General features: G+C 69.0%; 22 protein-coding genes and 1 pseudogene. 12 read left to right on the top strand and 11 right to left on the bottom strand.

Annotated features, from left to right (window positions below):
* Positions 1-38: 38 nt before the first annotated feature.
* From AB0E78_RS22075 to AB0E78_RS22065, 3 genes are all read left to right on the top strand, one after another.
* On the top strand, positions 39-797 hold the full coding sequence (locus tag AB0E78_RS22075) for a hypothetical protein (RefSeq protein WP_361834958.1): 759 nt from the start codon (positions 39-41) through the stop codon (positions 795-797).
* Positions 798-1,033: 236 nt separating this feature from the next.
* Positions 1,034-1,822 (top strand): DUF4239 domain-containing protein, encoded by a 789-nt coding sequence (locus tag AB0E78_RS22070; protein WP_361834956.1) that lies wholly within the window; start codon positions 1,034-1,036, stop codon positions 1,820-1,822.
* Positions 1,823-1,949: 127 nt separating this feature from the next.
* A complete protein-coding gene (locus AB0E78_RS22065) occupies positions 1,950-2,990 on the top strand; it encodes a sulfotransferase (protein WP_361834953.1) in 1,041 nt (346 codons plus the stop codon).
* Between the two features lie 27 nt (positions 2,991-3,017).
* Here AB0E78_RS22065 and AB0E78_RS22060 read toward each other — a convergent pair whose 3' ends face one another.
* Complete coding sequence (locus tag AB0E78_RS22060; RefSeq protein ID WP_361834951.1) at positions 3,018-3,407, bottom strand: helix-turn-helix domain-containing protein; 390 nt, start codon at positions 3,405-3,407, stop codon at positions 3,018-3,020.
* 172 nt (positions 3,408-3,579) lie between these two features.
* Between AB0E78_RS22060 and AB0E78_RS22055 the strand changes: the two genes are divergently transcribed.
* Positions 3,580-4,305, top strand: coding sequence for an alpha/beta hydrolase (locus tag AB0E78_RS22055; protein ID WP_361834948.1), 726 nt, complete (start codon positions 3,580-3,582; stop codon positions 4,303-4,305).
* Between the two features lie 114 nt (positions 4,306-4,419).
* Here AB0E78_RS22055 and AB0E78_RS22050 read toward each other — a convergent pair whose 3' ends face one another.
* Positions 4,420-4,614, bottom strand: a complete 195-nt coding sequence (locus AB0E78_RS22050; RefSeq protein ID WP_361834946.1) for a hypothetical protein — start codon at positions 4,612-4,614, stop codon at positions 4,420-4,422.
* 286 nt (positions 4,615-4,900) lie between these two features.
* Here AB0E78_RS22050 and AB0E78_RS22045 point away from each other — a divergent pair, with 286 nt between their 5' ends.
* Together AB0E78_RS22045 and AB0E78_RS22040 are read left to right on the top strand one after the other, a co-directional pair.
* Positions 4,901-5,749 carry an aminoglycoside phosphotransferase family protein gene (locus AB0E78_RS22045; RefSeq protein ID WP_361834943.1) on the top strand — a complete coding sequence of 283 codons (849 nt, stop codon included), beginning with the start codon at positions 4,901-4,903 and terminating at the stop codon, positions 5,747-5,749.
* Between the two features lie 107 nt (positions 5,750-5,856).
* Positions 5,857-6,096, top strand: coding sequence for a chaplin (locus AB0E78_RS22040; protein WP_361834940.1), 240 nt, complete (start codon positions 5,857-5,859; stop codon positions 6,094-6,096).
* Positions 6,097-6,211: 115 nt separating this feature from the next.
* Here AB0E78_RS22040 and AB0E78_RS22035 read toward each other — a convergent pair whose 3' ends face one another.
* Entirely contained in the window at positions 6,212-7,114 is a 903-nt protein-coding gene (locus AB0E78_RS22035; RefSeq protein WP_361835863.1) for a sucrase ferredoxin, read from the bottom strand.
* 10 nt (positions 7,115-7,124) lie between these two features.
* The gene (locus AB0E78_RS22030) at positions 7,125-8,273 is read right to left on the bottom strand and encodes a cupin domain-containing protein (RefSeq protein WP_361835860.1); all 1,149 of its coding nucleotides are present in this window, start codon (positions 8,271-8,273) and stop codon (positions 7,125-7,127) included.
* A gap of 137 nt (positions 8,274-8,410) precedes the next feature.
* On the opposite strand from AB0E78_RS22030, the gene AB0E78_RS22025 reads away from it, so the two are divergent.
* Both AB0E78_RS22025 and AB0E78_RS22020 read left to right on the top strand, forming a co-directional pair.
* Entirely contained in the window at positions 8,411-8,707 is a 297-nt protein-coding gene (locus AB0E78_RS22025) for a hypothetical protein (protein WP_361834937.1), read from the top strand.
* 184 nt (positions 8,708-8,891) lie between these two features.
* On the top strand, positions 8,892-9,206 hold the full coding sequence (locus tag AB0E78_RS22020) for a hypothetical protein (RefSeq protein WP_361834934.1): 315 nt from the start codon (positions 8,892-8,894) through the stop codon (positions 9,204-9,206).
* Between the two features lie 87 nt (positions 9,207-9,293).
* Here the strand turns inward: AB0E78_RS22020 and AB0E78_RS22015 are convergent, their stop codons facing one another.
* Together AB0E78_RS22015 and AB0E78_RS22010 are read right to left on the bottom strand one after the other, a co-directional pair.
* Entirely contained in the window at positions 9,294-9,539 is a 246-nt protein-coding gene (locus AB0E78_RS22015) for a hypothetical protein (protein ID WP_361834931.1), read from the bottom strand.
* A gap of 104 nt (positions 9,540-9,643) precedes the next feature.
* Complete coding sequence (locus AB0E78_RS22010) at positions 9,644-9,904, bottom strand: hypothetical protein (protein ID WP_361834929.1); 261 nt, start codon at positions 9,902-9,904, stop codon at positions 9,644-9,646.
* Positions 9,905-10,084: 180 nt separating this feature from the next.
* On the opposite strand from AB0E78_RS22010, the gene AB0E78_RS22005 reads away from it, so the two are divergent.
* The 3 genes from AB0E78_RS22005 to AB0E78_RS21995 all read left to right on the top strand — a co-directional run bounded on the left by AB0E78_RS22005 (position 10,085) and on the right by AB0E78_RS21995 (position 12,435).
* Positions 10,085-10,765: a hypothetical protein gene (locus AB0E78_RS22005; protein ID WP_361834926.1), complete on the top strand. Its 681-nt coding sequence runs from the start codon at positions 10,085-10,087 to the stop codon at positions 10,763-10,765.
* 61 nt (positions 10,766-10,826) lie between these two features.
* On the top strand, positions 10,827-11,498 hold the full coding sequence (locus AB0E78_RS22000; protein ID WP_361834923.1) for an AIM24 family protein: 672 nt from the start codon (positions 10,827-10,829) through the stop codon (positions 11,496-11,498).
* 190 nt (positions 11,499-11,688) lie between these two features.
* On the top strand, positions 11,689-12,435 hold the full coding sequence (locus AB0E78_RS21995; RefSeq protein WP_361834921.1) for a class I SAM-dependent methyltransferase: 747 nt from the start codon (positions 11,689-11,691) through the stop codon (positions 12,433-12,435).
* 191 nt (positions 12,436-12,626) lie between these two features.
* Here AB0E78_RS21995 and AB0E78_RS21990 read toward each other — a convergent pair whose 3' ends face one another.
* Positions 12,627-12,797 (bottom strand): hydrophobic protein, encoded by a 171-nt coding sequence (locus tag AB0E78_RS21990; RefSeq protein WP_361834918.1) that lies wholly within the window; start codon positions 12,795-12,797, stop codon positions 12,627-12,629.
* 73 nt (positions 12,798-12,870) lie between these two features.
* Positions 12,871-13,368, bottom strand: a complete 498-nt coding sequence (locus tag AB0E78_RS21985) for a pyridoxamine 5'-phosphate oxidase family protein (RefSeq protein WP_361834915.1) — start codon at positions 13,366-13,368, stop codon at positions 12,871-12,873.
* Between the two features lie 215 nt (positions 13,369-13,583).
* Here AB0E78_RS21985 and AB0E78_RS21980 point away from each other — a divergent pair, with 215 nt between their 5' ends.
* Entirely contained in the window at positions 13,584-13,757 is a 174-nt protein-coding gene (locus AB0E78_RS21980) for a CsbD family protein (protein ID WP_361834912.1), read from the top strand.
* Between the two features lie 135 nt (positions 13,758-13,892).
* Here AB0E78_RS21980 and AB0E78_RS21975 read toward each other — a convergent pair.
* From AB0E78_RS21975 to manD, 3 genes and pseudogenes are all read right to left on the bottom strand, one after another.
* A pseudogene (locus AB0E78_RS21975) lies at positions 13,893-14,390 on the bottom strand (RICIN domain-containing protein); the annotation flags it as partial.
* Between the two features lie 31 nt (positions 14,391-14,421).
* The gene (locus tag AB0E78_RS21970; protein WP_361834910.1) at positions 14,422-14,760 is read right to left on the bottom strand and encodes a hypothetical protein; all 339 of its coding nucleotides are present in this window, start codon (positions 14,758-14,760) and stop codon (positions 14,422-14,424) included.
* 32 nt (positions 14,761-14,792) lie between these two features.
* Positions 14,793-16,007 (bottom strand): D-mannonate dehydratase ManD, encoded by a 1,215-nt coding sequence (manD, locus tag AB0E78_RS21965; protein WP_361834908.1) that lies wholly within the window; start codon positions 16,005-16,007, stop codon positions 14,793-14,795.
* Positions 16,008-16,071: the final 64 nt, after the last annotated feature.

The following is a 16,071-nucleotide window of genomic DNA, read 5'->3' as shown; positions in this document are numbered from 1 at the left end:
TTCCGCGCTAAATCGTAGAACCCGAAGATAATGCGGGAGTGCTCAATATCAAGCTGCCCCGGCTGATCGTTCCGTTGCTCCTCTGCACGGTTTCCCTCAGCGCGTGCGGCAACGAAAGCGGCCGGGACGACAGCCGGTCGGGCAACCATGCCGAAGCGGCGGCACCCAAGGCCCATGGCAGCCTTTCTTTCAGAAATCGAAGCAGCGCAATCCCCCAGCTCGGCCAACGGATGCAAAGGTCCGTGGAGCGGCTCGGCGCCGAGCAAGTCGTCCTGGTGTCGGGAGACGCACCCGACTCCAGTTATTCCACGGTTCACTTGTACGAGCGCGGGGCCAAGGGCGAGTGGCGCAGAGCCTTCGAGCCATGGCCGGCCCGCAACGGCCAACGCGGCTGGACCACGCAGCACACTGCAGGCGACTTGAGTTCTCCCGTAGGGGTATTCGGGCTCAGCGACGCCGGGGGGCTTTTGCCCGACCCGGGTTCCAAATTGCCCTACGACCAGTCCCCCGTCTACGAGGAGGACGGCGTCGGCTCCCTGGGGCAATCCCTCAGAGGGGCCTTCGACCACGTGGTGGCCATCAACTACAACCGAAATCCTGGCACCCCGCCGAGAAACCTCGTTCGGCCCATGGGGTCCGAACGCGGTGGAGGCATCTTCATCCACATCGACCACGGTGGCCCGACTCAGGCATGCGTCGCACTCCCCCGCAAGAAGATGTCTGATCTCTTGAAATGGCTCGATCCCCGAATGCACCCCGTGATCGCCATGGGTGACATCGAATCGGTTTCACGTTGAATCCATGACCGCGGACTGCCCTCGTCATACGCTCAACGACCCGCCCCCGCGCCGGCCTTCGCCCGACCCGACGACCGGCGCGCCACCCGCACTACGGTGAGCGGCACGAGCCCGGGCACCACTCCCCTCTTCCGTCTCGATCCCCCGGGGCAGGACCACCACGCGGAGAGCGCGCGGCTGCGGGCCCAGGGCCCAGCAAAGGTGTAACCCGGACGGCCCTCCCGCGTTATGAGGCCGTGGGTATCTGGCTGCTCAACAACTTCAGCACTCTCGCGCTTGCCGGGCTGCTCGGCGGCGGCGCCGTACTGGCTGCCGCGGCCGGCATACTGCTGCTGCGGCGCAGATTCCCCCACCACGCGAACGGCACGCACAACGACATGATCGGCGTTGTGCTCGGCATGTATGCCGCGATCTACGGCATCATCCTGGCCTTCGTCGTCGTGGCCGAATGGGAGGGCCTCAATGCGGCGGAGACCAACGTCGCGCTCGAGGCCAGCCAGACCGCGGAGGTAGTGCGTGATGCCGCCGCGTTCCCACCCGCGCAGGAACACCGCGTGACCAGCGCCGTTGAGGAGTACGTCCATGTCGTCGTCGACAAGCAATGGCCGCTGATGCGCGACGGACGACCCGACCCCGGCGTCACCAACCACGAAGTGACCCAGCTGTACCAGGTGTTCCAGGACTACGAGCCGCAGACCGAGGCCGAGACGACCTACTACGAGCAGTCGGTCTCGACGCTGGGCGAGATCGCCGGCGCACGCCGTACTCGGCTCTCCGACGCCCAGCAGTCCCTCCCCTCGCTCCTCAACATCCTCGTCTACGGCGGCGCGCTCATCATGCTGCCCCTGACCTTCCTCTACGGCATCAAGAGCCTGCGCGCGAACTTGATGTTCGTCGTGTCGGTCGCCGCGCTGATCGGCGTGAGTCTGCTGCTGTGCCTGACGTTGGATCACCCCTTCGCCGGCGACCTCGCCGTTTCTCCGGCCCCCTTCAAGGAGGGCGTACTCGCGCAGTTCTGGCGATGATCTCCATGGCGTGGGTCGCGGCACGACGCCGCGCGCCCCACCCCCTGCGCCGCTGCCATCTGGTGCCCTCGGCGTGAGTGTGCTGAGGTGCACAAAGCCCTGGAACACACGTCCTGTGCCCCGGAGAGTGACCTTGCGCAGCCTGACCTTCGTCATCGGCACGGGCCGCAGCGGCTCCACCGCGCTGTCCCGCATCCTCAACACCCACCCGGACGTGCTCAGCCTCAACGAGTACCTGGCTTCGGTCGGTGACGCGGCCTTCCCCGAAGGCCTCATGTCAGGCCCGGGGTTCTGGGAGGCCCTCTTCCGGCCCACCCCGTACTTCGCGAACATGATCCGCAGCGGACTGCTGATGCCCGAGTTCCTCTACACACGCAGTCCCGGGCGCTACACGGCGGAGACCACCGGCGTCCCCGCACTGTCCCTCATGGTGTTGCCCCACCTCACCGACGACCCCGACGGTCTTCTCGACGAGATCCGCGCAGCGGTCGTCGACTGGCCCGACCGTCCCGCCGCCGCACACCACGAAGCGCTCTTCGAGTTCCTCGGCGCACGCTTGGGGCGCACCGCCGTCGTGGAACGCTCCGGTTATTCGACGGGCTGGGCACCCGGGCTGCGGGCTGCCTTCCCGTACGCGAAGTTCGTGCACCTCTATCGTGACGGGCCGGACTGTGCCCTGTCCATGAGCCGCCACACCGGCTACCGCACGATCACCCTGATCCGCGAGATCAAGGAGCGAACGGGCATCGGCAGCTTCAGCGACCTGACGGAGGAACAGGTGCGCTCCCTGCCACCGGACTTGGCGCCGTTGCTCGCCGAGCGTTTCGATCCCGCCCTCGTCCGGGATCGAGACTTTCCCCTGTCGCGGTTCGGCGCGTTGTGGTCCGAACTCGTCATCCAGGGAACAGAATTCCTCGACGGCCTGCCTGCCGATCAGCGCATGACACTCGGCTACGAGGACCTCCTCGACGCCCCTCGCGAGGAACTCACCTCCCTCGCGGCATTCGTCGGGGTCGAGCCATCCCCAAAGTGGCTGGACAGGGCCTGCGCCCACCTCGACGACAGCCGCCGCGGCTCCGCCGGAAAACAGCTGACGGCCGCCGAGTTCGACGAGCTGCGCAGGAGTTGCGCACCTGGGACCAGCGCGCTGGAGGGCGAGCCGGCCTGACGACGGAGTCCCACGGGTCGAATCAGGTCATCGGGGATCCTTGCGGGCGTCGTAGGCGGCGCGGGCATCGTCGATCCGGGCGAGGTGCGCGACGCTCCATTCGAGCAGGGGCGCGGTGGCCTCGCGCAGGGTGATGCCCATCTCGGTGAGCTCATAGCTGACATGAGGCGGCATCACCTCCTGGACGGTGCGGGTCAGGATTCCGTCGCGCTCCAGGCTGCGCAGCGTCACGGTGAGCATGCGCTGGCTGATTCCCTCGATGGCCCTCTTGAGCTCGGTGAAACGGCGCGGTCCGTCCCTGAGATTGCGCACGACCAGCAGCGACCACTTGTCTCCGACGATGTCGAGCACCACCCGGGTCCGGCACTCATCGCTGGGCCGCGCCGCCGACTGAGGAGCGCCCTGTGCCACGTCCATGGTTACCTCCAGAGAACCGGGGCACCGAAAAGTGCCTTATTGCCTGCGGCGCGTTCTGTGCACCAGCATGCTCTTGGTACTCAAACAGTACCGAGGCACGAAAGGTAACCGCTAGCCGCGAACCAGCGGCATGCGCGTGACCGTGCCCTTCCGCTCCCGCGAAGGAAGATCGATGTCCACACTTCTGCTGGTACACGGGGCTTGGCACAACGGACGGTGCTGGGAGCGGGTGGTACCGCTGCTGGAGGCCGCCGGGCACCGGGTGTTCGCGCCGTCCCTGACCGGCTATGGCGACAAGGCGCACCTGCTCGGGCCGGAGGTGGGTCTCGATACGCACGTCGACGACGTGGTCGGACTGATCACCGAGGAGAACCTCAGCGACGTCGTACTCGTCGGCCACAGCTACGCAGGGCTGGTGATCTCCTCCGCGGCCAACAGGATTCCGGAACGCATCGCGCACCTGGTCTACCTCGATGCGATGGTCCCGGAGGACGGCGAGTCCGCGGTTGACGTCCAACCCGTGACACGGCAACTGATCGAGCTCGCTGAAAAGTCCGAGAGCGGCTGGCGCGTGCCGCCGATGCCCGAGCAGCCAGCGCCCTTCGGCCTGTTCGGCGTCACCGACCCGGCCGACGTCGCCTGGCTGCGCGGGATGCTCTCGGACCAGCCGGTGCGCTGTCTGCAGCAGCCGGTGCGACTGAGCAACCCAGCCCTCGACGCGATCCCGCGCACGCACATTCACAATATCGGCGCCATGCCGGCGGGCATCACCCGCCGCCCCGTCCCCTCGACCCAACCCAACGGCACTGCCGCCCAGGTCTGGGAGCTGCCGACCGGACACGACTGCATGATCACCATGCCGGGCGAACTCAGCGAACTGCTTCTCAAACTCTCCTAACCAGGGGGCTGTCGCCCCTGTGGATGAGCGGCAACTCAGGGCCGTGGGAACTGCGGCTCATGGACGCGTCGACCAACAAGGCGACTCTGGAGGGGCTGAGGTTGGTGCGTTTGCTCAGATGGTGCGTCGTAGCACCGTCTCCACCGCGTCGATCAGTGGATCGCCTTCGGTGCGCGGGTGCCGTGCGAGGCCGAGCTCGACGTCCGGCAGGGCGGGCAGGGCGTCCGCGTCGTGGCAGACCATGGCGGGTTCGAGGTTGGTGGGCATGAGCGCCGCGACGCCGAGCCCGGCCCGTAGCGCGGCGAGCACGCCGACCAGGCTGTTGCTCCGTGGGCCACCGGCACCTCGTCGAGCACGAGCTGGATGCGCCCCGCGTCGTACGCCTCGCGCATCTCGGCGGTGGAACAGCTCAGCACCTCCAGCGTCGCACCGGGGTGCACCCGGGCCAGGTCGGCGAGAGCCTGCGGAAGCTGGGAGGCGGCGAGGTCTTCGAGCAACCCGACGCCACAGCGGCCGGTCAGCGCGCGCCCGGTGTCGGCGACAGAGTTGCCTGCGATGATCGGTGCTTATGGGGTCGGGCGTATGGGGCACGCATGTGGTCGAGGTAACTGCTGACCAAGTGGTCAAGCGGTTTCCGCGCGGGGACGAAGAGCGTGCGGCGCGTGAATGGCGCGCTCTGACCCTGCTGGCCGAGCACGCACCCGGACTGGCGCCCGATCCGAGGAGCCTGGACCTTGCAGCCGGGGCGCCGACGGTGGTGATGTCCCGTCTTGCCGGTGCTCCCCTGCGGGGCTGTTCCCTGGACGATGAGCAGGTCATGGCGCTGGCGGCAGCGGTGAATGAGCTGCATGCCGCTGTGCCCGCCGACGCGCTGCGGCACCTCCCCGTCCGGCCCGGGCAGCAAGGCGATCTCGTGGCCCAGCTCGAAAAGTGGGCTGTGGCCGTCCATCCCCGGGTCGGTGGACCGGTGGGTCGAGCCATGGGCCGTGGGCTGCGATGGCTTGCCAAGGCGGGCCTTGGCACTGAAGGTGCGTCGCAGGTCGGGCCGGTCTTCGGCCCGGGGGACGGCAATCTCGCCAACTACCTGTGGGACGGCTCCCGGGTCCGCGTGGTCGACTTCGAGGAGTCGGGCCGCAGCGATCGGGCCTTCGAACTCGCGGAGATCACGGAGCATGTGGGCAGTTGGGTGGAGCACCCGCTCGATGTCCCTGCGTTTCTGGGCCACTTCGAGCTCACAGCGGCCGAGGAGGCCCGGCTGTGGGAGTGCCGTCGGCTCCTCGCCCTGGTGTGGCTGTTCCTCCTGGCCTTCGATCACGAGCACGTCAGGAACCCGCCCGGCACCGTGGAGCGGCAGGCCGATCGGCTGATGGCGCTGCTCGCTGGGGGACCTGTTCAGCCCCGAGGTCGGCATTTGGGGGAATCAGCGTGTCCGGAGACCAGATAGGGCGTTGATCAGCCCAGGCGCCAACGAAGCGGGGTGCTCCGGCCTCGCGAGGTCTGTTGAGGCTGGCTTGGCGCCTTCCGGCTGAACGAACCCAAGGAGAAAGAAGTATGTCTGCCATGAAGAAGACGATGAGCGTGGTGCTGGCGACCGGTGGCCTCGTGATGGGCGCAGCTGGTCTCGCATCCGCCGACGCCGGCGCCCAGGGTGCTGCCGTGGGCTCGCCGGGCGTGCTCTCGGGCAACCAGGCCCAGGTCCCGGTCCACATCCCGGTGAACGTCTGCGGCAACACCGTCGACGTCATCGGCCTGCTCAACCCGGCCTTCGGCAACACCTGCGTCAACCGCTGATCAGCCGTATCACACCGTAGAAGAGCCTGTCGGCTCGAAACGGTCTGAGCGAGCGTGCCGCCGACCCTCCTTTTCGGTGGCACGCTCGCTCAGTTGTGTGCTCGTACAGGTGCCTTCAGCCGACGCTGATCGCGGTGACCTCGTACACGGCGGCGGAGCTCATCGACAGTCCTCGGCAGGTCAGCTGACTCGGCGGTGTGCGGTGGGACCGCACCACGACGTCGAGGGCCGTCGGATGGGGCGGGCGGCCGGTGATGCGGATGCGCCAGCAGTTGTCTTCGCGGTAGGTGTCGACGACCGCGTAATCGTGCCTGCCTGCCGGGCCGAAGCGTCTGAGCACGGCTGCGAGAGCGGTCTGCTGCGGTGGGAAGAGATCGGTGTATCCGCGCAGATGCTCCGCGTGAATCCGGTCGGCCAGGTGCTCTTCGACTGCTGTCACCGCCGACGTGGCGTCGAGATTGCCGTAGTAGACGCCGTCGGGTGCGATGACGACGTTGGCGGCGAACCGGTCACCGCCGACGTGCGTGCATTCCCACACCAGGTTCGGCCACCGCTCGCTGAGGGCACGCCCCACGGGCCGGCCGCGCACGGCGCAGCAGGTGTCGTGCTGGCCGTGGGCGCAGACCAGGACGACGGGTGGGCCGCCCAGCTCTCCGGGGGCGGAGTCATCAAGGGCGCCGGCGATCTCCGCCAGGTCCTGATCACGGTTCCATGTGCCCCATTGCTGGCGGTGGGCACCGGAGTTCTCGTGGCGCAGCACGGCCCAGCTGCTCGGACCTTCGGGGCTGCGGCGTCCGTGTCTCCTGATCAGCAGTACGCGGGCCCGCACCGCGTGGGCGGCGGCGAACACGAGTCCCTTGGTGTGTGGTTCAAGGTCGAGGCCGTCGAAGCCGTTGGGCGGCCAGCCTCCTCGGTGCTCGATGAGTACCCAGACGGAGCCGTACGGTGCCGTGCCCGCGAGCGAGTCGCCGCGTGTCCGCGCGGCGTCGGCGCAGAAGAAGCGTTCTGCCGCGGTCACCGTGGGCACGTCACTGTTCTGCGGGCACCAGTACGCCCGCGCGCAGCAGTCTCGCGGCGAGGTCGACGCCGAGTTCGCCTGCGGTGCGGACCGCGCCGTCGAGCACGCTGGTCACCGACGGCAGTTCGGTCTCGGGGAAGTCGAGCCAGCCCACGCGCGTGGACAGGCGCGCGCCCTCCAGGCGCGCTTCCAGCTGCCCGCGCAGGCGCACCCGTGAGTGGGGGCCGAGACCGTCGACGGTCTTGAGCTGGGCCAGCGGTCCCAGCGGCGCCGGGCGTGCCTGGCTTCGCCGGGCGCGGTGGAAGAGCGGCGCCGAATCGGCCTGGGTGAGGGCGGCGACGAGGCGTTCGCGCACGAGGTCGAGCTCGCCGTCCGGTCCGTCCACGCCCAGGGGCAAGGTGCCGCGCATCTGGGGGTCGTCGCGCAGCACGGCGAGTGCGGCCTGGGTGAGCTGTTCGGCCAGTGTGTAGCGCGTCCAGGTGTGGATTCCCAGCGTCAGGTGGATCGAGACCTCGCCCTGCGCCTGGGCGGCGTGCAGCCAGCCCCGCGGCAGGTAGAGGACGTCACCGGGCTCGAGAACGGTGTCGATGTACGCCTCGCCCTTCGCGGCCTCGGCGACGGCGCCGCGGCGGTCGGTCCAGGGCTGGTCGCGCAGGGGATCGGGATGGACGGGCTGGTGGACGAGCCAGCGCTTGGCGCCGTCGATCTGGAGCACGAAGACGTCGTGGACGTCGTAGTGGTCGTCGAATCCGCGGTTCTGCGGCGGAGTGACGTAGGCGTTGGCCTGCACCGGATGCCCCAGCTCTGTGCTCAGCCGGGCGGTGAAGTCCGCGACCGGCCCCCACGTGCGCTGCAAGGCTTGCAGGACCAGGGTGGCACCGTCGGCGAACGCACGCCACAGAGCGGTGTCGTCCAACTGGTCGCCGATGGTGGCACCGACACCGGCGGGCGAGGTGAAGGACGACTCGGGGAGGGTGGAGCCGTCCTTGGCCACGCGGAGGAAGGGCGTACGCAGCCCGCGACGCGAGGTCAGTTCGTCCACGGCGTCGGCGGAGAACAGGTCGGAGAAGTCGCTCGCGCGGCGCGTGAGCAGCGCGGTGCGCGCCCAGATGTCGCGGGCGAACTCGTCCCGGCTCAGGCCGGTCAGCCGTGTCTCCAGGACGCCGGCATCCGTGGCGCCCGCAGTGCCTTTCGCGCCTCGGGTGCCTTGGGCGGCGCCGACGTCCTGGAGCTCAGTCGCGGGGATGCTCAAGAGCCGCTGTCGGACGCGCCGGCTCCGCCGTCGGCACCTCCGTCATGCACGCCCGGCGTACCGGCCGCGCCACCGTCCGCGGGACCCTCGGCACCACCGTCCGCGCCACCGTCGTGAACGCCCGGCGTACCGGCCGCACCGCCGTCCGCGGGACCCTCGGCACCACCGTCCGCGCCACCGTCATGCACGCCCGGCGTACCGGCCGCACCGCCGTCCGCGGGACCCTCGGCACCACCGTCCGCGCCACCGTCATGCACGCCCGGCGTGCCCGCCGCACCGCCGTCCGCAGGGCCGTCGTGCTGGTTCGGATCCTGCTCGGGGTTGCTCATCGTTCCTCCTGAGAATCGAACGGCTGGGATGGGGCAGGGCGCGCTCTTCAGAGCCCTCTCCGCTGTCACCAAGCTCGCTCACGCGATTCCGGTCGGCAACCTGAAAAAATGACGGGGCGCCCGGTCGGGGGGCATGACGTGACCGATGACGTCCGCGGTCACCCGGCTGCGGGTCATTGCCGGTGATGATGGCTTCGTGGCGACAGATGACTCGCAGTACACCGAGGACGGCCATTTCATCGTCATCAAGGGCCGACGCTGGAGGGCCACCGACCCCCTCGTACCCGACGATGAGGCGAAGCGCCTGACGCATCACCTCATGGCGGCTCGCCGGGCCGTCGCCGCCGCGGGCGACGACGAGGACGCACGGAAAGCGGCCCGGGCGCGCGTGCAGCTCGCCAAGACGGGGCTCGGGGAACGCGGAACGGCCTGGTGGGACCAGACACCGGCCGAACGACGCGAGCGCTGGGAGGACTGCTTGCGGCAACTGGAGGCGGGCGGCCACTCCTGACCACACAGACGGGCGGACGCACGCCGACGGAAGTCGGTCGCGGTCCGCCCGTCGTCAGGTCGGGCGCCAGGTTTCAGGTGGGTGGCGTCACCAGTCGTAGACGATGTCCCCGTAGCTGTTGACCATCTTGAACGTGCCGTCCCCCTGGTCGATCACGCACCCGTACCCGCCGTCCCCTGTCTCTCCGCAAAAGGTGGAGGCGCTGGCCGGACCCGCCAGGGCGACCCCGCCGCCCACGAGGACACCGACGGTCGCGGCGGCCATGGCGAGCCTCTTGACCCGCCTGCGGCGCGGCGTGGTGGTGGTGGTGTTGTTGTTGTTGTTCCGCTGCATGGCCAACTCCCTGCTGTCGATGGGCTGTCGATCAGAGGGAGTTCGGAGCTGCGACCGGGGCGGATTGCCTTTGGCAGCGGAAGAGAATGCGGTGGCACCTGTACTCACCCTGAGGGCTCGTCCGGAACCGGCTTCTCCGGGTGGCTTTCCATGGCCCGGGATTCACCGCGCCTTGCGGTGCCTCCCTCGTCCGTGGCGGGGACCTCGGCCGCCTTCTCGCTGTCGCCGCCGCTGTCGTCGTCAGCCTTGCCCACGTCCAGATCCCAGGCGTCCGGTTCGCCCGTCGCCTGCTGGTCGGGGAGATCCCTGGGAACGGGCGTGCTGCCGTCCTCGCCGGGTGAAGACGGTATCCATTCCTCGCCCACGATGTCTCCTCCTTGGTCCTTCGGTTCTTGGCCCGACCAGGTACCCGTGAACAGCGCGACGACACGTCACGACGGCGGCCACGTGCGTGTTGTCGTCACCGTTGCCGTGTCTAGCTCCCCCGCACCCGGGTAACCGGGAGCCACGCGAACACCCCCGCACTGTCACAGGCTGGGAGAGCCATGAGCGAGCGCGACGATGGTCTGACGAGATCGCATGTGGGGCCGGCGCCCGACTCGCCGAAAGCGGTCACTGGTGCCCCGGACGCCGTCGACAGCGACCGTGCTCCCGACCCCCCGGAGGACGGCTCGGGCCCACCCGCTCTGCACACACCGCGTACTGCCCGCGCCCTGGCCCGCCATCACAACCGCTCCCTGCGGTGGCTGGTGATCAGCGCCGTCGCGACCACGGTATTCGCCGTCGCGACCTGGACGGGATCGGTGAGAGGCATCGAGTGGATGGAAGGCGTGGGCGCTCGGCTGACCGCTGCCGGTGTCGTGTCCCTGGGACTTGGGGCGTGCGGCCTGTACGCGAATGCGCGGATGCGTCAGATCCTGAAGGCAGGTCCGTGGCTGACCCGGCGCGCCCATCAGTTCCCGCCCCACCGCCTCAAGGGCGTCGGCATCGTCCTGCGTGACCCGTCCGGCGCACTGTGCCCGCTGATCGTCCTGGCGACCCGGCAGCGCCAGCAGGGCGCCGTCGAAGGGCCTGAGGGCACGCTGTGGTGGTGTCCGGGGCCCAAAGGCCGGGGCGTCCTCGTACGTCCCGACGGGCACGAACTGCTGTACGCGCGGCCACCGTTCACGAGGTGGGGCCGTAGAACGCGGATCGAGGACGCCACGAAGGCCGGGCTCGAGACCTAGCAGCGCAGGCTGGCTCAACTCGCCTTGCCTGAGGGCCAATTGAAGGGGTACTGGGAGATGCATGATGCGAAATCTCTTCGATCCCGAGAATCTCATCCAACCCTCGTCGGCCCCCGGGCTCACGCAGGAACACGCCATGGCGGTGCGCTACACCGTCAAGGGCGAGGCACGGGCACGGCAGGGGACAATGGTCGCCTGGCGAGGCTCCCTGGAGTTCGAGCGGCAGGGTCAGGGCGTGGGCAACTTCCTGAAGCGGGCGGTGACCGGTGAGGGCCTGGCCCTGATGACGGTCAGCGGTGAGGGCGAGGCATGGTTCGCGTCGGACGCGGCGCACTGCTTCCTCGTCGACGTGGACGAGAACCGCGGCCTCACGGTCAACGGCAAGAACATCCTGTGCTTCGACGCCTTGCTGGACTACGACATCACCACCGTCAAGGGCGCGGGAATGGCGGGCGGCGGCCTCTTCAACTGCACGTTCACCGGCACCGGCCGGCTGGCGCTGACCAGCGCGGGCATCCCGCTGGTACTGCCGGTGACCCCGGACGCGCCCGTCCACGTGGACACCGACGCCGTCGTCGCCTGGACCCCGCAGCTGCGCACGTCGCTGCACCGTTCCCAGAGCGTCGGATCGATGGTGAAGGGCGGCTCCGGCGAGGCAGTGCAGCTGAAGCTCGAGGGAGAGGGCGTCGTGGTCGTCAACCCCGGCGAACCCAAGCCCGCCCCGGCATCCTGACGCCCTGAGCACGTGTCGTACGCCCCTCTGCCTCCACGGCCTTGTGCGCTGAGCCAGGACGATGCCCGGATCTTCGTGTCTTCCGCCCATACGGACGCCCGCCGGGCCTCGTAGAGACTGCCAGCCAAGAGCCGCGGCGTGCCCCGGCGACGGGGGCCCTGGCCAAGTGCAAGCCGAGGAGGACAGCACCATGAGCGCGCAGCAACAGTACGACGAGATCGGTGAGGCGTACGAGGGCTTCAAGGCGCTGCCGTTGGAGCAGTACGCGGTAGTGCCCAGCTTCCTGGCGATGGTCGGGGACGTGCGCGGCAAGTCTGTCCTTGACCTGGCATCCGGCACCGGCTTCTACAGCAGGGAGTTCAAGCGGCGGGGCGCCGCCGATGTCCTCGGCATCGACATCTCCGGTGAGATGGTGGCCGTGGCACAGCAGTTGGAGGGGAAAGATCCGCTGGGTGTGCGCTACGAGGTCGGTGACGTGGCCGAACTGCGGCCGCTCGGCGAGCGCTTCGACGTCGTACTGGCCGTCCAGTTGCTCAACTACGCACCCGACATCGCCACGACGGAGCGCATGTGTCGCAACATCCGCCGGCACATGAAGCCGGGCGGCGAACTGTTCATGCTGAATCAGTCGCCCGACTTCCGGTTCGACGGTCCCGGCCCGGACAAGTACGGCTTCCGCAGCGAGCTGACCGGCAAGGAAGGTGAGACGGGGCCGCAGGTGAGGACCACGGCATTTCTCGATCCGGCACCTGTGTCGTTCATCGCCAACTTGCCGCGCCGTGATGTCTACGAGAAGTGCCTCGGGGCGGCCGGGTTCAGTGATCTGGCCTGGGTGCCGCTGACGGTGTCGGAAGCCGGTGTGCGCGAGTTCGGTGCGGAGCACTGGGCCGACTTCAACGCCAACCTGCCGCTGGAGATGCTGCGCTGCCGCGCCTGATGGCTGACGGGACATTCCGGCGGCTTCACCCGTCCTGAGGGCCGTTACGCCCGGCTGGGACGGAGAAGGGTGGGCCCGGCCGTCCCAGGCCGGGCCCACCCTTCAGGCACGCTCGCCACCGCCGGTGGCGCCGTGCCGCTCTGTGCTGCTCCGTGCCGCTCTGTGCGGCTCTCAAGTACGCGCGGTGTGCATCACCATCGGTACCAGCGGCCCTTGCGACCGCCACTCGCCGCGGGTCGGACCACGAAGCCGAGCAGCCACACGACCAGCACGATGACGGCGATCCACCACAACGCCTTCAGGGCGAAACCCGCGCCGAAGAGGAGCAGAGCCAGAAGAAGCACCAGAATCAGGGGAACCATTGTTATCAACCTCCAGACCACCAAGTGCTCGCAGATCCGCCCCACAAACACACGAAGATCCGGCCGGGTGATCTCAGGTCTGCCGGCGCTCGGCCCTCTGCCGGATCAGCTCCTCGACCGCGGTGGGCAGGGTGGTCTCGAAGTCGATGAGTTTGGCCCAGGTCGGGGTGACGACGATCCGGACCATGCCGTCGTAGAGCGAGCGGACCTCGGCCTCCCACTCGACGCGCTGCTCGGGTGTCATCTGGTAGCTGCCGTTCATCTGGAGGTACTCGTGCGGGATGCCGTCGACGACGTCCAGCTCGGCCCGCCCGCGGATGAGCAGGATCTTCGGCGGGTGGACCTCGGTGTCGATGGTCAGGGCGACCATCGGGTTCTCACGCAGTGCGGGCAGTTTCGGGGCGTTCGTCGCGGTGCACAGGACGATCTCCGAGCCGTTCCAGGCGAACGCGATCGGGATGCTGCGGGGAGTGCCGTCCTTGGCGACGTAGGCCAGGCGGGTCAGGTCGCGGGCCAGCAGCTCCTGGCTGATCGGTCGGTTCAGGATCTCGGTGATCTCCGTCGGCTGCATGGTGATCGCTCCTTCGTCGGCGTCGTCGAGCGACCTGTCCGTAGCCGCTCATGCCCCTGGGACGGAGCCGCCCGGACGTTCTCGACATCCGCGGCGCGGAATTTCTCGGGAATCTTCTGGGGTCGATCTCCTGTGGTGATGATGTTTGCCGGGCGGCTGAGTGGCCAGGCGCACTGACAGCACATGACGTCGATGCCAAGGAGCGTGAGCGGACCATGACCGCCAACGAGAAGGCCAAGGCAAAGTTCGAGCAGGCGACCGGCGCCGCCGCGGCAGCTGCCGGACGCGCCGTGGGCAACGAGAGCCTGGCTGCCAAGGGCCGCGCCCAGCAGATGAAGGGCGACGCGCGCGAGACCAAGGAAAAGGCCAAGGACGTCGGCAAGCACTGAGAGCTCAGCACATCGCGCTGAGCACTGACGATCTCGATACACGCGTCAGTTGCCGGTGGGGCGGCCCCTCCCTGCAGGGGCCGCCCCATCGGCATGCGTCGTCCCGGGTGACGCGTGACATGGATGGGATCAGGTCAGCCGCCACCTATGGTCGGCCGTGCCGTTGTCCTCGAACCGCACGACCTGCGCGCTGTTGGCCGTCGACATGCCGTCCACTCCGAGGACCTTGCCGCTGTGCTGGTTCTGGATCCTGCGGTAGGGCGGTTCGGGTGTCCAGGGGCTGCCGTCGGGGGTCGCCGTGGGGACTGCGGTGACGCGCAGCCGGGCCGCGCCCATGGGAATGAGCGTCACCTTCTCCCGCGCTCCGGTGGCGCGGGCCGGGCCTCGCTGGAGGGGTGCCTCCACGTGCTCGTCGTCCGCGACCCACTCCTCCAGCCGCCGGGCGCGGGTGCTGATCCGCACCGGGACACCCTCGTGCGTGAACGGGTCGCCCTTCAGCGGTCCGGGATCGGCGGTGAAGGAGAGGTCGTCCGCCGGGTGGGGGGCGAGCGCGTAGTTCCACGGGGTGGTCGCGTGCACCGCCTTGTACGGGAAGGCGTCCGTGCCCGCATACCGCTCGTATGACTCGCCGATGCTAGGGCCAGAAGTCCGGTCCGCCGTTCAGCTAAGTGCGCAGCTTTCTCGGGCCGCTGAACCCGTCCGCTTCCTGGGTGGCGATCATCGCGTCGATCCATCGGCGGCTCTCCGCCAGGGCGGTGCCGGCTCCGGTGAGGGCGGCGAGGTCGACGTATCCGCGCAGCCAGCCGCGGGCGGTGACGCTGCCCACCGGAAGCTTCTGGAACGCGGTGGGGGCCAGGGGCGCGGCGTTCGGGCCGTACAGACCGCCGCGCGCCGGGGTCGCCGCCTGCGCGGCAGGGCCGGTGACGGCGACCGCCCCGCCGGCCGCGCCGAGGGTGATCGCGCCCGAGTACAGGAGGAGGTGGCGTCGGTCGAGCTGCGTCATGAGTACCGTCCCGTTCGTTGGCCGCCAATGGCTCACCAGTCGTGCACAGTCCCGTCCCGCAGTCGGTTGACCGGCAGACAGGCCGCTTCGTAGGGGTGGGCGGCGGCCAGCTCCTCGTCCAGTTCCACACCGATGCCCGGGACCTCACCCGGATGCAGGTGACCGTCCCTGAACGTGTAGGCGTGCCGGAAGACCTCATCGGTGAGACGGGTGTGGCCCGAGTACTCCTGGATCCCGAAGTTGTGCACGGCGAGGTCCAGGTGCAGGGCGGCCGCCATCCCCACCGGGGAGATGTCCTCGGGTCCGTGCACCGCGCTCTTGATCTGATACTGCGCGGCGAAGTCGAAGAGCTTGCGCAGCGGCGTGACGCCCCCGAAGTGGGTGACCGCGGACCGCACGTAGTCGATCAACTGCTCGGTGATCAAAGCCTGGTAGTCGTACACGGTGTTGAAGACCTCACCGATGGCCAGCGGTGTCGAGGTGCGTCGGCGCACCAGGCGCAGGGCCTCCTGGTTCTCGGCCGGCGTGCAGTCCTCCAGCCAGAACGGCCGATACGGTTCGAGGTCCTTGCCGAGCCTGGCCGCCTGGACCGGGGTGAGCCGGTGATGCGCGTCGTGGAGCAGCGGAAGCTCGGCGCCGAACTCCGCGCGGACCGCCTCGAAGACGGTGGGCGTGTGGCGCAAGTAGGCGTCGGTGTCCCAGTCCTCCACGAGGGGCCGGGCCTGCTGGTGCGGGATGGGGTCGCCGTCGTCGTCGGTGCTGTGCACTCCGTACACGGCCTTCAGACCGGGGATGCCCGACTGGATGCGCACCGCGGGGTAGCCCTCGGCGAGCCGGGCGCGTACCGAGTCGATGAGTTCGGGGATGTCACGGCCGTTCGCGTGCCCGTAGGTGCGGATGTGCTCCCGGCTCGCGCCGCCCAGGAGCTGGTAGAGCGGCAGCCCCGCGGCCTTCGCCTTGATGTCCCACAGGGCGACGTCGACGGCGGCGATCGCGGCCATGGTGACGGGACCGCGCCGCCAGTACGCCCCGCGGTACAGGTACTGCCACGTGTCCTCGATCCGGTGCGGGTCGCGTCCGGTCAGGAGGGGCAGGACGTGGGCGGTGAGATAGCTGACGACGGCGAGTTCCCTGCCGTTGAGGGTGGCGTCACCGAGTCCGGTGAGGCCGTCGTCGGTCGTCAGCTTCAGGGTGACGAAGTTGCGGCCCGGGCTGGTGACGACGACCTTCGCGTCGACGATCTTCATGCGTGTGCTCTTTCCGGTGCGGTGGGGCTTGCTCGGCGTGTGGTTGCGCCCGAGGCCGGAGTGG

It is taken from the genome of Streptomyces sp. NPDC032198 (genome assembly GCF_040636975.1).
Lineage (GTDB): Bacteria > Actinomycetota > Actinomycetes > Streptomycetales > Streptomycetaceae > Streptomyces.
Note: the sequence above shows the minus strand (reverse complement) of the source record. Positions and strands in the feature narration are given on the sequence as shown.